General features: G+C 45.3%; 9 protein-coding genes and 2 pseudogenes. All 11 read left to right on the plus strand.

Annotated elements, in window-relative coordinates:
• Positions 1-2 precede the first annotated feature (2 nt).
• Positions 3-1,133: a glycoside hydrolase family 88 protein gene (locus H70737_RS15185; protein ID WP_052404305.1), complete on the plus strand. Its 1,131-nt coding sequence runs from the start codon at positions 3-5 to the stop codon at positions 1,131-1,133.
• Positions 1,134-1,275: 142 nt separating this feature from the next.
• The gene (locus H70737_RS15190) at positions 1,276-3,570 is read left to right on the plus strand and encodes a chondroitinase-B domain-containing protein (protein WP_081951131.1); all 2,295 of its coding nucleotides are present in this window, start codon (positions 1,276-1,278) and stop codon (positions 3,568-3,570) included.
• A 208-nt stretch (positions 3,571-3,778) separates the two neighbouring features.
• Positions 3,779-4,747: a glycoside hydrolase family protein gene (locus H70737_RS15195; protein WP_231573275.1), complete on the plus strand. Its 969-nt coding sequence runs from the start codon at positions 3,779-3,781 to the stop codon at positions 4,745-4,747.
• Positions 4,748-4,815: 68 nt separating this feature from the next.
• Positions 4,816-4,959, plus strand: a pseudogene (locus tag H70737_RS31580) (MFS transporter); the annotation flags it as partial.
• Positions 4,960-5,243: 284 nt separating this feature from the next.
• Positions 5,244-7,445: a M1 family metallopeptidase gene (locus H70737_RS15200; protein WP_042188474.1), complete on the plus strand. Its 2,202-nt coding sequence runs from the start codon at positions 5,244-5,246 to the stop codon at positions 7,443-7,445.
• 549 nt (positions 7,446-7,994) lie between these two features.
• Positions 7,995-8,390 (plus strand): BlaI/MecI/CopY family transcriptional regulator, encoded by a 396-nt coding sequence (locus H70737_RS15205; RefSeq protein ID WP_042188476.1) that lies wholly within the window; start codon positions 7,995-7,997, stop codon positions 8,388-8,390.
• A 412-nt stretch (positions 8,391-8,802) separates the two neighbouring features.
• Positions 8,803-9,534, plus strand: coding sequence for a hypothetical protein (locus tag H70737_RS15210; RefSeq protein WP_042188478.1), 732 nt, complete (start codon positions 8,803-8,805; stop codon positions 9,532-9,534).
• A 75-nt stretch (positions 9,535-9,609) separates the two neighbouring features.
• Complete coding sequence (locus H70737_RS15215) at positions 9,610-10,023, plus strand: BlaI/MecI/CopY family transcriptional regulator (protein ID WP_042188480.1); 414 nt, start codon at positions 9,610-9,612, stop codon at positions 10,021-10,023.
• Complete coding sequence (locus tag H70737_RS15220) at positions 10,020-11,891, plus strand: M56 family metallopeptidase (protein WP_042188482.1); 1,872 nt, start codon at positions 10,020-10,022, stop codon at positions 11,889-11,891. The genes H70737_RS15215 and H70737_RS15220 overlap by 4 nt, the downstream gene beginning before the upstream one ends.
• 534 nt (positions 11,892-12,425) lie before the next feature.
• Positions 12,426-15,551, plus strand: a complete 3,126-nt coding sequence (locus H70737_RS15225) for a hybrid sensor histidine kinase/response regulator (protein WP_042193964.1) — start codon at positions 12,426-12,428, stop codon at positions 15,549-15,551.
• Positions 15,552-15,640: 89 nt separating this feature from the next.
• Positions 15,641-15,829 (plus strand): annotated as a pseudogene (locus H70737_RS15230) (DNA alkylation repair protein); the annotation flags it as partial.
• Between the last annotated feature and the right edge of the window lie 55 nt (positions 15,830-15,884).

Raw genomic sequence — 15,884 nt, forward strand, 5'->3', positions numbered from 1 at the left:
AGATGAGCAATGAAAATGTGAAACTGAAACCATCCGAGCTGACGGCTTGGTGGGATAAAGTGAAGATTAAAGTTGATCATATGATCGAAGCGGGCTGGACAGAAGCGCCACATGTTTCGGCGGCGGGCAAATATGACCAGATCAAAGTGGATCAGTGGATTTCAGGCTTCTGGCCGGGCATTCTGTGGATTCTATACGATATGACCGGCGAGCAACGTTATCGGGAGGAGGCGGAGCCTTGGGACGAACGCATGGAGCAATGTTACTTGCGGGACAACCATTTCCACCACGATGTTGGCTTTCAGTTCCTGCCGACATCGGTTATCCGCTACAAGCTGACCGGCGACCCGGACGCTCGGCGGCGCGGCCTGTTCGCCGCCAACTATCTGGCGGGCAGGTACAACCCAGCAGGACAGTTCATTCGAGCCTGGCCCCGCAACCAGACGGGTTGGTCGATCATCGATTCGATGATGAATTTGCCGCTTCTGTTCTGGGCGAGTGAAGAAAGCGATGATCCGCGCTTCAAGCATATTGCGGTCGCCCATGCAGATATGGTGCTTCGCTCATTCATCCGAGGCGACGGCTCGGTGCATCATATCGTTATCTTCGATCCGGAGACGGGCGAAGTGGAGCGTTATGACGGCGGACAGGGCTTCGCGCCGCAATCGTCCTGGTCGCGGGGCCAAGCTTGGGCGCTCTACGGGATGAGCTGCGCTTACCGCTATACGGGAGAAGCACGTTACTTGAATGCGGCGAAGGGGGTGGCACATTATTTCATCAGCGCGTTGGCGGAAGACGATGTGCCGCATTGGGATTTCCGTGCGGCGACCGACTTGACGGACGAGCCGCGCGACACCTCAGCGGCGAGCTGCGCAGCATCTGGCTTGATCGATATCGCGTCGCAGGTGGCTCCTGAGGAAGCCGCTTTATATCAGCGCGCGGCCACGCGCATTCTTCGCTCGCTGTCGAACAACTACAGTGCGCTCGACAAGCCGGAGTATGAAGGCATCCTGCTCGGTGCAACCGGTCATAAGCCAGTCAATACCAACATCAACGTATCGCTGATTTACGGCGATTACTATTATATTGAAGCTTTGGCGAAGAGCAAAGGCTGGAGCCAGAATGTTTTTTAAGCGGGATCAAAGGCCGTAATCACGAAGCCGGGAGGACAGGAAGCTCCTCCCGGCTTTCGTATTCTTGAGAGGAGGTGCCGGACGGAACGAAGGGAATGATTCAATAACCATCATTTCATAATGGAAAGGATGAAAATGAATTATGGGAACCAAAAGTATGACGTTCATTATTTTGATCTGTATGCTGGTTGTGTTAATACCAGGAACGGCAAGTGCGGCTGATACGAAGTTCACAATTGGCAGCTCCGACGTGACGGCGAGCGGAGATGACGGCAACGTTCCAGCCAACACGGTGGACGGCGATTTCTTAACACGTTGGTCGGCGAATGGCGACATGCAATGGATCCAGTACGATTTGGGCGTAAATCGCAAATTGTCTTTCATCAAAATTGCATTTCTGAATGGGTCAAGCCGCACTTCTACTTTTGATATTTTGACGTCAATGGACGGTTCCACCTTTACGACCGTCAGCAGCGGAGTTGTGAGCAGCCTTGTGGAAGGTCTGCAAACGTTCGATTTTCCGGATGTCGATTCTACCCGCTATGTGAGGATCGTTGGGCACGGCAATTCCTCCAACCTGTGGAACAGTTATTCTGAAGTTGAACTCTACGGCACCGCGAACGGATCTCCGCCAGGCGCAAGCAAGTTGGCGATTACCGTGCCACAACTTATGGCCAGCGGAGATGACGGCAATATCGTCGCATATACAATCGACGGCGATCTTAACACACGCTGGTCAGCGAGTGGCGAAGGGGAGTGGGTCCAATACGACCTTGGATCGAGCAAGCGGGTGGAATACGTGAAGATCGCCTTCACCAACGGGGCGGAGCGAACTTTCGCTTTTGATATCCAGACTTCATATGATGGCTACAACTTCAGTACAGTGCTTTCGGGAGCGGTCAGCAGTCTGAGCAACAGCTTGCAGACGTTTGATTTTGCCGATGTTGCCCCCGTCCGCTACGTTCGTATTGTTGGCCATGGCAACTCGGTGAACGCCTGGAACAGCTTTGCCGAGGTCGAAATTTATGGTAGCGATTCAAGCGGCAGCGGTAGCGAAGGGACGGTCGTCGAAGTTAGCACTTCCACGCAGTTGGCTGCCGAGCTTGCAACCGCTACGGCGGGTAAAACGATTGTGTTGGCAAACGGCACGTATTCGCGTACAAGCCCGTTTGCTGTTCAAAACAAAAACGGTACTGTCAACGCGCCAATCGTCATTAAAGCGAAAAACCGCGGTCAGGCTATCATCTCGGGAGCGTCAGGCTTCCGCATCGAGAACTCCTCGCATGTGGTGCTTGACGGATTAAAGTTTACGAACACAAGCAATGGCGCAGTGGTGTTGGAAGGCTCGCACCATGCGCGGCTGACCCGTAATACATTTGCGCTTCCCAGCTCGGGGAGCGGCTTGATGTGGCTGCAAGTGCGGGGCACGAACAGCCATCATAACCGCATCGACCGGAACGACTTCGGACTGAAGAGCGACACCGAACCGCTGATCGCTTACGAAGGACAGGATGGCTCAGGGCAAATTTCGCAATACGATATTATCGAATACAACTATTTCCATGATGTAGGCCCATGGGTAGCTAACGGCAAAGAGACAATTCGTCTCGGCTTGTCGGGTCTTACGCTCTCCCACGGCTATAATACGATACAATACAATGTATTTCAGAATTGCGATGGAGAGCCGGAAATCATATCGGTCAAGAGCAGCAGCAATTCGGTGCGCTTCAATACATTCCGCACGTCCAAGGGCAGCCTGACGCTGCGGCATGGCCATAACAACAGCGTATATGGTAACTTCTTCCTCGGGGACGGTGTGGAGTCGGATCAGGAAGGCATCCGGATGTTCGGCAATGACCATAAGATTTATAACAACTACTTTGAGAATTTGACTGGCGAAGCAATCTACTTGCCTAACGGAGACTTCGACGGCGGTACTGGAGGCTCACCTCCAAATCCGACGGTCGAACAATTGCGCAAACAATGGAAAGTTTACCGGGCGCTTATCGTCAACAATACGATTGTAAACAGCAAAACCGGTATCGTCATCGGCTCGGGTAAAACGTATGCTCCGCAGGATTCCATCGTGGCGAACAATATCGTATACAACAACACCGGCACGCTTTATTACGAGGCGGCGACAACAAATACGCTGTTCCAAGGTAACATCGGGTTTGGCAGCACTATTAGCAACATATCGCGCAGCTCGGAGCAGATCCGAAATATCAATCCTCTGCTGACTGCGGTGAACGGCATTCAGAAACTGTCCGCGAGCAGCCCGGCAATTGATGCGGCTGTGGGAACATACGCGTTCGTGCTGGCGGATATGGAAAGTCAAATGCGGGCGACAGTAGATGTGGGGGCAGACGAATATTCCGGCACGCCTCTACTGAATCGCCCGCTAGCGGCCGACGATGTGGGGCTGAATACGCCTTAGGATCGATATATGTGCAAGCATGCCGGCGGTTGGCTCGCTGGCATGACTTTGTCGATCCATTGATATATGGAGCAGTCCTGTTATTCACTTCATTTGGAAGGATGGGAGACCATGTTTCACAGCAATTATGGAGCAGCGGGAAAAAACGAGGTGACTGTACATGCATACTAGCACAATGTTGCCGGCTCCACGTGGCGGCGGCTTCCGTATGGAAGGTTATTGGGTATGGTGCGGTTCCGTCGTGAAGGGTGAGGACGGCAAATTCCATATGTTTGCCTCGCGCTGGCCGAAGACACTGCCGATGCATCCCGGCTGGATGACGGCTTCAGAGATTGTCAGGGCAGACTCGGATACCCCCGAGGGACCGTACCGATTCTGCGAGGTGGTGCTTCCGGCGAGGGGAGCGGAATATTGGGATGGACGCTGCACGCACAACCCCCATATCGTCAAGCACAACAACAAATATTTGCTTTATTATACGGGTTCGACCCATCCGCTAAGCGATCCAGAGCCGCCCGGGAATTTCGGGTTAACCGATCCTCAATGCATCGTGGCACGGGCGAACAAACGGGTAGGTTTGGCTATAGCGGACAGCGTTTTGGGCCCGTGGCGCAGAGCGGACGAACCGATATTGCCAACACGTCCCGGCCGATTCGATAGCTTTCTGACCTCCAATCCGGCTCCGTGTGTCAGGGAGGACGGTTCCGTGCTGCTGATCTACAAGGCACGTCACTACGAAGGCAACCTTCATGGCGGCATGACGATTGGAGTTGCGTATGCGGATCACTACGAGGGGCTGTACCGGGTGCTGAGTGACGAGCCGGTGTTTCCTCCAGAGTCGTTCCATATCGAAGACCCTTTCATCTGGCAAACAAACGAAGGATTCAATTTGATTGCCAAAGATATGGAAGGGCATCTATGCGGAGAAAAATTCGGCGGCATCTACGCCAAGTCGCCGGACGGACTGAAATGGAGCTTGCATGGGCAGCCGCAAGGCTATTCCCGGACGGTGCGTTGGGATGACGGTACGGTGCAGACGCTGGGCAATCTGGAGCGGCCGTTCCTGTTGTTCCAGAACGGCAAGCCGACTCATTTGTTCGCGGCCGTCTCGGACGGCAGTGATGGTTTTAAGGACGCTTCTGATACGTGGAACATGGTTATACCTTTGAAGCAATGATTCACTGGAGCTGTGGCAAATTATTATCGGATACGGTGATCAAGACTGCAGCTACAAGCTTAAATGCCATTACGTTGGGAGCTTCCCTTGGTGATTGGTTTATCTCTCAATGGGGGATACATCAGCTCATATGAAGTGGAATCATATTCGCTTTGCTTGCTTTCATGTTGATTATGATAAAAATTAAAGTTTTTAGTTCAAGAGCCACATAAGACCCTTTTTTGAAGCCCAACAGGCGCTACTATATCGGCAGCCTGTTGGGCTAGATGTATTGTCAAGCCAAGTGCGGGAGCGGACCTCCTTGGAACGCTGTTTTATCGAGTTAGTGCAATACACTTGTGCAGAGTATCTGTTTTAAAAAACTATAAGTGATTCCTTTTTAAGGTTAATGTAAGGTTCCTTTAAAACTCGTGTAAAGTAAGAGCTTTATACTAGTCTTTGTACATACTCGAGAATCTACGATCATGATTAGGAACTTATCATTAGGAGGAGCAACATGAATAAACTTAAACATTGGAATACTAAACTACCGAAGTGCATGATTGCCGGCAGTCTTGTTGTCGCATTAAGTACAGGCCCTGTTTTCGGGACGGGGATAGCGATGGCGGCGAAACCAACGATTCAGAACGATTCGTTGCTAGAAGCCGATGCGGCTGTTCATCAGCTTGCGCGCTATCAAGTAGACGCAAAGCTTGATGAGAAGAAGATGACAATTCACGGTACAGAAACTGTGACCTATCGAAACAACACGAAGGATACACTGGACAATATTGTATTTCACACCTTTGCAGATGCAAACCGTTCAAAGGATACACAGTCGGGTATGTTCCAAAATTCAAATGAACGAATGGCAAAGGAAAATCCGGATAAGAAACCTGAAGATTTCCTGGGCGGCATTGACATTAACAATGTGAAGTCGTTAGGTCAACCCTTGAAGTTCGATAATACGAATCAGGCACTTAAGGTTGCATTGGGACAAGCATTGCAGCCCGGGCAATCAATCACACTGGAACTTGAATTCGACGTAAAAATTCCTTATGGCTCACAGCGGTTGTCCCATTACAAGAATATCATCAATGGCGCTCATTGGTTCCCTGTGCTTTCGGTCTATAACCCTGCAGATCATACATGGGACAAAACTCCTTACAGCACTACATTTGAATCCGATTATTATGATTCTGCGGATTATCAGGTAACCATGAATGTACCCGCCGATTACCAGATTTCCATGCCTGGAACACTGACCGTACAGGATGCCGAAGCAGGCCGCAAGATGGTAACGGCCACTGCGAATAATACGAGAGAATTTGTCTTCTTCACGAGTCCCGATTTTAAAGTAGAAAGTGTTACACGAGATGGTCTGACCATACAATACTATTACTTTGATAATCAGAAAGACAAAAAACAGATTATCGATCAATATATTGATCAAGCGTTTAAAGTCATTAACTTCTTCAGCGAAAAATATGGTAAATATCCTTATCCGGAGTTCAGAATTGTTGAATCGTACGTTGAAGGGATCGCTGTTGAATTTTCGCGAATGATTCAGATGGGCATGATCGAGGGTCAGCCAGATATTTCAAACCATTCAGCATTTGTCCATGAAATTGCGCATCAATGGTTCCACGCATTAATTGGAAATAATTCCGAGAAGGAATCATTTCTAGATGAAGGATTTGCCGATTTCTCTATGGTATATTTCTATGAGAAACAAGGAAATCCGTTAAATGGATTCAAGGTGATTCAATTCGATGAAGTATCGTTAGATAGTCCGCTTGATGCATCCAATGATAAGGTTGGCGATTCTCCCGACGCTATTTTTTATAAAAAAGGCCGTCAAGCCATCTATGAGTTGTATCGTACGCTTGGCGAAGAGAAGTTTGATAAGTTGATGCAGACATATTTTGACCAGTATGTATACAAAAATGCGACGATCGAAGGACTGCTTCAGGTTGTTGAGAACAAAGCGGGCAAAAAGGTCAGAGATGATTGGGAAGCGGATTTGCGTCAGCCCAATTATTCATTGAAGTCTGAATATCGTCTAACAGCGGACGAGGAAGCCGCTTATATGTACGAGCAATTTAAATCAATATACCATTCAGTGTTTGTGCAGTTTCCAGAGGTTCCGTCTGAAACGATGAGCCGAATTATCGAAAAAACGTTGCAGGGCGAGCCGCTAACGATTATCTTGAGCGACCGTTTGACATCGGACAAAGCAACAAAACAACAGGATCAGCTGCTCAACCAGTTTCAAGGCTTCTTCCAAATAGCAGGAATAAAACCAACGATTATAACAGAACGTCAAGTATTAAAAAACAAGCTTAAGAAGGAGCTAGGGGACAGTAATATCATTGTCATCGGCAAACCGGATGCGAATGGGTTTGTACAAGCCTTGAAGTCCGGCATCATCAAGCGTGCTGATACAGTCGGTTTTAAATGGCAGGAAATCATGAATAAGTCTAATCAATCCGGAGCCTACATTATCAAACATCCGTATAACCAGAATCGTCTCATGTTGCATTATTTTTGGACAGGGGACCAATTGAGTGATCAGACGGAAGATCCATTTATGGCTAAAGCATTGGAATCATTGAATTTTTCAAACCATTTCTATCAATATTATGTTCTGAATAACACAGGTAAGAGTAGCAGCGAACAAAAGATCGAAAATCCGTATGCAAAACTATTTGCAGAATAATAAATGACAGGGCAGTCTTAGTCCCGAGGGAGCTCCATGGTCGTATTTTTTTGTTAACATAATAAGGATTCTCAGGAAAATTTAAAACCGCACAACAGGTGAAAATCTAAAAAACAAACGTTTGTACTGTTTTCGGGAATTAACTTTCAAGGATCATTTCGTGTGTTCCATGGCAGCCAAAACGTAGCGAACTTGGATAATTTCAAGAACACCGGTTAATTTGGGCTTGCTCAAAGTTAACCGGTGTTCTTTTTTATTTTTACGAGCTTTAAAAATGGAGAAAATTCTGTTTTTAATTGATACTAAACATAGAGGAATATGTTGAGCAAGAGAATGGACAAGAGGAGGCTATGTTTTCATGGACAAACGAAGGACAAGATGAGAATATAACTATTAACCTGCATTTGACTGGTTTATCAATTGATAATAGCTCGGCAAAACTTTATTTTTAGAATGAAACATAATGCAGGTTGACAAGATCAGACCACAATTGTACTATTTAAGTGTGACTACAGATGTAGTCATAACTTGATTTTGGAGGGTTTAGGCATGACAAAAATACCACCCATCACGGATGCGGAGCTCGAGGTGATGCGCGTATTGTGGGCCAGTCCGAATTGTCCTTCCAGCCAGGTCGTCAAGCAATTGGCGGAACAAGTGGGGTGGAGCCCGAATACGACAAGGACGCTCCTGAACCGTCTAGTGCAGAAAGAAGCGGCGGGAACAACACAGGAAGAGGGATCCAAACGGAACTTTTTGTTCTATCCACTCATCAGCGAACAAGAATATTTGAAGTCGGAGACTAAATCGTTCATGAAGAAACTGTATGGCGGCGCCTTGAAACCCATGCTCGCTAATTTTTTGCAGGATAAGAAGCTGAACGAGAAAGAAATTGATGACTTAAAAGCTTTGTTTGACGAAAATCGCAACAACGATGATCGATAAGAAAATTGATTAAAGGTAGAACCATTCAGCCTAACGTCGAACCGCCGCGTAAATCGCGGTTTTTTTATTAGTATAATTCCACAAAATTACCCAGCATACAATTGAGACGATGCAACACCCCCCTAATTAAAAACCAATTTATGTAAAGACAGGCATCGCCGATTTAATCTTCCATGATCTAGGACTGCTTCCAACGCCAGATTTGCCGGAACCGGAACCTTGGGGTGGGAAAAAACAGCAATAACGAATCCATCGTACGATCAAACTGCTCTCCGGAGGAGTTTTTTTTATTTCATGGATACTCGAAAAGGGTCCGATAAAATAGTGTTGACAAAATATAACTACAACTGTAGTATTGAATTATAACTACACGTGTAGTTTTAAAACATGATCACAGAAAGGAGTTTTTCACATGAAAGCAGCATCAAAATTAGCCATCGCAACCCTCAGCAGTGTTCTACTATTGGGTTCATCGATGAACCTTGAGGTAGACGCGGCTTCTTCCAAGTCAGCCCAGAAGTCGACGGCTAAAAAAGCAGCCGATCAAGCTCCAACGGCAGCGGAAAAAAAGGTGGTTGACGCAGAAATTAAGAGAGTGAAGGATTTGACCGCCAAGACTGGAGATACCTATGTCATGTATTATAAGTACAAGGCACTCAACAGCGGACTTGATCTTAACTACTGGGGGCTGACGAAGGAATACTTTTCCTTTGATGAATATCTCCAGAAAGCATCAACCTTAAAAGGCGTTGTCTTGCAAAAGCCCTCCAACCTGCCAAAAGGTTACACTTTCTCCAAAGCGAGAATCGGAGGACCCTTGGGAGGCAAGTTCATCGATGATTTAAGAGCCGAAGGGAAGAAGAGCGGCAAACCGGTCTTCACGAAAAAAATGGACTGGAAAGAAGCCGACGATATTCGCCTGGAATACACGAACGGGGAAGATACGCTTGCGATTACGAAGTTTGTGGTGGATGCGAAGGAAGGGAAGAAGAAAGGTTATTTTGACGATAACCTTCCAGCAAACATTTTCCCAAAATACATTTATTGGCAAGATGGCGGCAAATTCGGATACAGCCTTTCAACTTCATCCGATATCACCCGAGAACAGAAGATTGAAATTCTAAAAGCAGCGGTCAAGAAGTGATAGGTTGCCTTGAGCATGCGCAGCAGTTCGCCCATCCTATGCATTCTGCGCAAGTTAGATTTGGAGGTTGTATATATGAACCGAATACCATCCATAACGGATGCAGAGCTCGAAATTTTGCGGGTATTGTGGCTAAATCCAGATTGCTATTCTAGTGAAGTTGTTCAACAAATGACGGATCGAATGGGCTGGAGCCCGAATACGACCCGAACGCTTCTTAGCCGACTGGTACAGAAGGAAGCGGCGGGCGTGAAGCTGGAGCAGAGTTCGAGGCGTATGCAATTATTTTATCCTCGGTTCAGCGAGCAAGAATATCAGCGTTCCGAGACTACTTCCTTCATGGAGAAGATGTATGGTGGTTCCATTATGCCGATGGTGGCTAATTTCCTCCAAGATGAGAAGCTGAATACGCAGGAAATTGAGGATTTGAAGACGTTATTCGACAATAGCGGCAGAATTGGGGAACTAGAAAAGAGAGAATCTAAATGAGTCCAAGCTTATACGAAACTGTTGTGTCATTCTTCGGCTGGGTGATCCAGGGATCGTTCATGGCAGGTATTCTGGTCATGCTGATCTTGATTCTGCAATTCTTATTCCAAAACAAACTGGAAGCCAGATGGAAATATTTGCTCTGGATACCCGTGGCGATCCGCTTGCTACTTCCTTGGGCACCAGAGTCTTCTCTTAGCCTTTATAATGTATTGTCTCTGGAATCCTTCATGCCTGGCATTCACCAGCAAATGCAAGATCCATCGATAAGTGCAAGCGAGACAGGAGAACACGTAAAGGGTTCTGTGGCGGAGAAATATGGAATTGTCGTTGGGATAACGGAATTAACCGCACCCACGGATACATCGGGAAGCAAGCCGGAGAACCATTTCTGGTGGAATGAAATTACATCGATGGGCTTTGTTCCAGTCTTGGTACTGATCTGGCTTACGGGTGTACTGCTTCTCGTCGCGAAAACCATATACGATCAGCTGCGATTGCAACATGCCCTGCGCGCTGGTAGCCGTATAGAAACGCCTTTGTTATTGGCCTTGTTCCATGATACACGGCAGCAGCTCGGCGTGAAGCGCAAAGTTGAATTTGTTTCCAGCGAGCGTATTCCCGGTCCGGCCGTCGTTGGGTTCTGTAAGCCGACAGTCGTCATCTCTTCAAGTCTACTGATGTCGCTGCATGAAGGACAGCTTCAGTATATCTTGGCGCATGAATTCGCTCATGTCCGTCGCAGGGATGTAGCCGTGAATTGGATCATGCACCTGGTTCTGATTCTCCATTGGTTCAACCCACTTGTATGGCTTGCAGTGAACAGAGCGCGACAAGATCAAGAGATGGCCTGTGATGCCTTCGTGCTGGATCGGATGAGACCACAGCAAAATAATGCGTATGGGCAGACGATCATCCAAGTGTTGGAACATTTCTCGGGAGACCATCGCCTGCCGGGACTTGCCGGCCTATCTGCGACACATAAACAAATGAAAAGGAGACTTATCATGATCAAACAATTCAATAAAAAATCATATCGCCTTTCTATCTTAGGGATGACAATCATTCTCGCGCTTGGCAGCGTGACGCTGGTCAATGCCAAAGAAAAAGATGATGGGAACGCAACGATAGCTGTTTCGGCACAATCAGAAGCTGGGGATCATCAATTAGATATCACCTATCCTGAGGAATTCAATGGATCTAAGGTAGACCGTGCGTTGTATAAGCAAGAAATGGATAAAATGAATAAACTAGCGGCGGATGCAGCTAAGGCACTTCCAGCAGAGGATAAAAAATATATCGACGATGAAATCAATCGCGTGAAGGAATTGGTTAAAGGGACGGGTGACACGTATGTTATCTATCATAAATATAAAGCGTTGAACAGCGGACTTGATCTTAGCTATTGGGGGCTGACGAAGGAATATGCTTCCTTCGATGAATATCTTCAGAAAGCAGCAACCATAAAAGGCGCTGTCTTGCAAGAGCCTTCCAACCTGCCAGAAGGCTACACTTTCTCCAAAGCGAGAATCGGAGGACCCTTGGGAGGCAAGTTCATCGATGATTTGAGAGCTGAAGGGAAGAAGAGCGGCAAACCGGTCTTCACGAAAAAAATGGACTGGAAAGAAGCCGACGATATTCGCCTGGAATACACGAACGGGAAAGATACGCTTGCGATTACGAAGTATACTGTGGACGCCGATGGAACTAAGAATAATGGATTTTTTGACGATGATTTACCGGCTAATGTTTTCCCGAAATACGTTTTTTGGCAAGATGGCGGTAAATTTGGATATAGCATTTCAACCTCATCGGATCTATCACGACAAGAGAAGATCGAAATTCTGAAAGCTGCAATTAAAAAATAACATCTCAAGGCAGGCGCCCATATCACCCTAGAACTAGGGTCGATATGGGTTTTTTATCTTGGAAGAATTGATATAAGTGAATGATTATCTTAGTAAATTGCTTATCATATAAAACAGGTGAGGCTTCTTCGTGAATATTAAGTGACATGACTGGATTTATTATAGGTTTACAATGGTAGTATATATCGAACGTGAAAATATATTTTGTGAGAAGCGCAAATTTGAATTAGCAAAAAGCAAAGATTCTGAATTAGTTGATTCGAATAAAGCATTAGCTATGGAGAATGAATTGGTCTTGAAATATATGTCGATGTATGGTTGGCAAAAAGTAAGGGGAGGTTGTTATAATTTAATAAGTGAAGCGGTTACATATCAAACTTTGTGTATTTCTATATAATAGACATAGAGATGTCTTTATCGTCCGTTTCTCCTGTATTAACTGTGGTAAATTATGGGGAGTACTTATTTAAATGACTTAGAAGAAAATGACTAGGGGAGAAATATTTCGTGGAAACTCACTCATCCAAATATCAAATGAAAAAGAGCTATATAATATTATTGCTAGTTTTCATATTAGTTGTTTTAACCGGCTTTCGCATTTTATGGATGGAAACGTTTCAATATCCCAAACAGGCGTCAATTCATAATGGGCAATTCGATTTACGCAATTGGAATGCAGAAGATGGCAGCATTCACTTACTTGATGGGGAATGGGAGTTTTATCCCTCGCAATGGTTGATAGATGGTAATCGGCAACAATTGTTAGGCGATAATGCGCCAAGGCACATTCAGGTACCGGGAGGATGGAGTGAAGTTTTGCATGCTGACAAGCCATCTCCATACGGGTATGGCTCTTATCGTTTGCTTCTTTATGTAGACCCGGCGAAGCATCTTAATTATAGTATTCGTGTACCCAGTGTACGCACTGCATCAGAATTATATGTAAACGGTCGATTACTTACTAAATCCGGACAGGTGGCGACAACAAAGGATGAATATATTTCGAAGGACCTACCTTATTCTACAACCTTTACAGCAGATGACAACGGTGTAATCGAACTCGTGATCCAGGCTGCAAATTATGTGGATAGTCGAAGCGGGGGCATTGTCCGATCCATAAAATTCGGTTCAGAAGAAGCCATTGCCAAAGAGATGAAGGCTTCCATTTTTATGCAGTTTTTGGCAGCGATTATTTTTATTATGCACGCTGTCTATGCACTTATTTTGTATTTAATAGGAAATAGAGAAAAGAAGCTGCTTTATTTTAGTTTGCTTGCATTCTGTGTAACGATCACGAGTGTCTTTAGTACGGATGAGAAGTTGTTCCATCAGTTATTTTACATTGGAATTGATTGGGATTTTAGGCTGACTAATATTGCTTTCGTTATTGCAGCCTATGCTTTACTCCAGTGTACGAATCATCGCGAGCTTCCATATTGGCGTAGGATGTACCCTGTCTATAAAATAATGAATCTAGGGACTGCCGGCATCACGTTGTTTTTAAATCCAACTCAGGTGATCATGCTCTTCCCTATTTATTATGTATTAGGTGGTACTGCTGCAGTTATAACGCTGATTACAATGTTTAAAAAAGTAATTAAAGATTTAAAGAGCAATCTTTTACTGCTTATCTCTTTTCTTGCGTTGATGAACTATGCTCTTTGGTCGTTAATCTTGCTGGATAGCGGTTTGAGTCTTGTCTACTATCCGTTCGATATGATTATTGCGATAGCTTGTTTAGCCTCTGTATGGTTTAAAGATTATTTTATCATGCATGCGAACACGAAAGAGCTTGCGACAACATTGCAAAGGATGAATGACCATAAAGATCAATTCCTAGCAAATACTTCTCATGAATTTAAAAATCCGCTTCATAGTATTCTTAATATGTCACAATCCGTTTTAAAAAGGGAGCGGCATTTGTTGCAGGAAAGGAGTATCAAAGAGCTTGAAACGGTTTTATCTGTAGGACGTCGAATGACATTGATATTAGACGATTTGATTGATGTGATGAGTTTACGGGAAGGAAATCCGCGTATACACAAAAGAGTCATATTTATTCAGCCAATTGTGACCGGAGTACTTGATATGCTGCAATTAAATGCAGATGTGAAGTCTGTAAAAATTGCAAATCAAATTCCTGAAGATTTTCCGCCAATATATGCGGATGAGAACCGGGTTGTTCAAATCGTTTTCAATTTACTTCATAATGCTGTGAAATATACGAATGATGGGGTCATTTCGATTCAAGCTTTTGTAAAAGATGGACGAGCCTATATTGTTATTGCTGATACCGGGATCGGAATGGATGAGAACATGCTTAAGCGCCTATTCCGTCCGTACGAGCAAGCCAGCACGAATGAGACTATGATTGATGGTGGCTTTGGGTTGGGTTTAAGTATAAGCAAGCAACTGGTTGAGCTTCATGGAGGTACGTTAGTAGTGTCCTCTGTTTTAGGAGAGGGCTCAAAATTCACATTTTCATTAAGGCTAGCAGGTTTGGAAGTAGAGGAAGAGGATGATTTGACTAACTCATTTGAACCATTCCAATCCATCCCGATTCAAGAAATAGCCTCCTCAGTGTATATGGAAAAAGTGAAGATTCCGCCAGCTACGAATCAAGCAACTTTAATAGAAATGAATCGTGAACGTCCGATTCTATTAGTTGTTGATGATGATCCTGTCAACCTTCAAGTACTTGAAGCCATACTACCACCAGACGAATATGATTTAACGATGGTAACGAGCGGTAAAGAGGCATTAGCTGTACTGGACACTAAGGAATGGGATCTGGTCATCTCCGATATCATGATGCCACAGATGTCCGGTTATGAGCTGACACGAATGATTCGTGAGCGGTTTACACTCACGGAGCTCCCTGTACTGCTCCTTACCGCAAGAAGCCAACCGAAAGATATTCAGAGCGGTTTTATAGCTGGGGCAAACGATTATGTGACGAAGCCAGTGGAAGCAATAGAAATAAAATCGCGGATTGAGGCGTTAGCTACGATTAAACAATCCGTTCGAGAACAACTGCGATTAGAAGCTGCATGGCTGCAAGCGCAAATCCAGCCTCATTTTATATTTAATGCGTTGAATGCTGTAACAGCTTTAAGTGATATTAATTTGGATAAGATGCGTAATTTGCTCGATGAATTCAGCAATTTTCTGAGGAATAAATTTGAATTTCAAAACATGGATAGGCTTGTTCCGATCGAAGAGGAGTTAAGTCTAGTACGTTCTTATCTATATATTGAAAAGGTTCGGTTTGAAGAAAGGTTACAGGTTATTTGGGAGACAGATGACCGTGGGGACATAAAAGTCCCATTTCTTACGATCCAGCCTCTCGTTGAAAATGCGATAAGACATGGCATAATGAAGCGCAATCGTGGAGGAACGATTCTTATTCGGATTTCTGTCTATGAGACGCATGCAGAGATAACCGTTGAAGATGATGGGGACGGAATAGATGGGGTCCAATTGCAACGAATATTTGAAAGGAAAGCAGATAGTCGTTCAGGCGTCGGATTGATTAATACTGATCTGCGATTAAAACGGCACTTTGGAACAGGACTCCATATCACAAGTACGTTAGGTACAGGGACAAAGGTAACTTTTCATGTACATAACAGGTTGAATAGCGGGGATAAAGCTAGGTGATATATAAGTGATTTAATGAGGAGCAACCTTGGCTGCTCTATGCTACAGGGAATTACGACGCTATTTACTAAGCAGGAGTGATCACGGGCGATTTTGTGGTAGCAGTGACTTTGGCAGAAACGGATATTGCGCCAGAAGTAGCCGATAAATGGATTGCAATTGGTGTAGAGCTGAAAATGTCGGTGGGTTGGAATTGTTACTGCTGGCTACTCGGAAATCGCAAGGATAGAGAATTTTCCGAAGGGAAAAAAACCGATATTTTGGATGCGATGAGCGAAGAAACATGTGGAAAGGCGGGAGACCATGAACGCACTACAGGAAGAAGCGCTGGAA

Source organism: Paenibacillus sp. FSL H7-0737, from assembly GCF_000758545.1.
GTDB lineage: Bacteria > Bacillota > Bacilli > Paenibacillales > Paenibacillaceae > Paenibacillus_AQ.

Bases quoted from the DNA above. Each gene is read 5' to 3' on its own strand.
- H70737_RS15185 (WP_052404305.1), top strand. From the start codon at position 3: ATGAGCAATGAAAATGTGAAACTGAAACCATCCGAGCTGACGGCTTGG.
- H70737_RS15190 (WP_081951131.1), top strand. From the start codon at position 1,276: ATGGGAACCAAAAGTATGACGTTCATTATTTTGATCTGTATGCTGGTT.
- H70737_RS15195 (WP_231573275.1), top strand. From the start codon at position 3,779: ATGGAAGGTTATTGGGTATGGTGCGGTTCCGTCGTGAAGGGTGAGGAC.
- H70737_RS15200 (WP_042188474.1), top strand. From the start codon at position 5,244: ATGAATAAACTTAAACATTGGAATACTAAACTACCGAAGTGCATGATT.
- H70737_RS15205 (WP_042188476.1), top strand. From the start codon at position 7,995: ATGACAAAAATACCACCCATCACGGATGCGGAGCTCGAGGTGATGCGC.
- H70737_RS15210 (WP_042188478.1), top strand. From the start codon at position 8,803: ATGAAAGCAGCATCAAAATTAGCCATCGCAACCCTCAGCAGTGTTCTA.
- H70737_RS15215 (WP_042188480.1), top strand. From the start codon at position 9,610: ATGAACCGAATACCATCCATAACGGATGCAGAGCTCGAAATTTTGCGG.
- H70737_RS15220 (WP_042188482.1), top strand. From the start codon at position 10,020: ATGAGTCCAAGCTTATACGAAACTGTTGTGTCATTCTTCGGCTGGGTG.
- H70737_RS15225 (WP_042193964.1), top strand. From the start codon at position 12,426: ATGAAAAAGAGCTATATAATATTATTGCTAGTTTTCATATTAGTTGTT.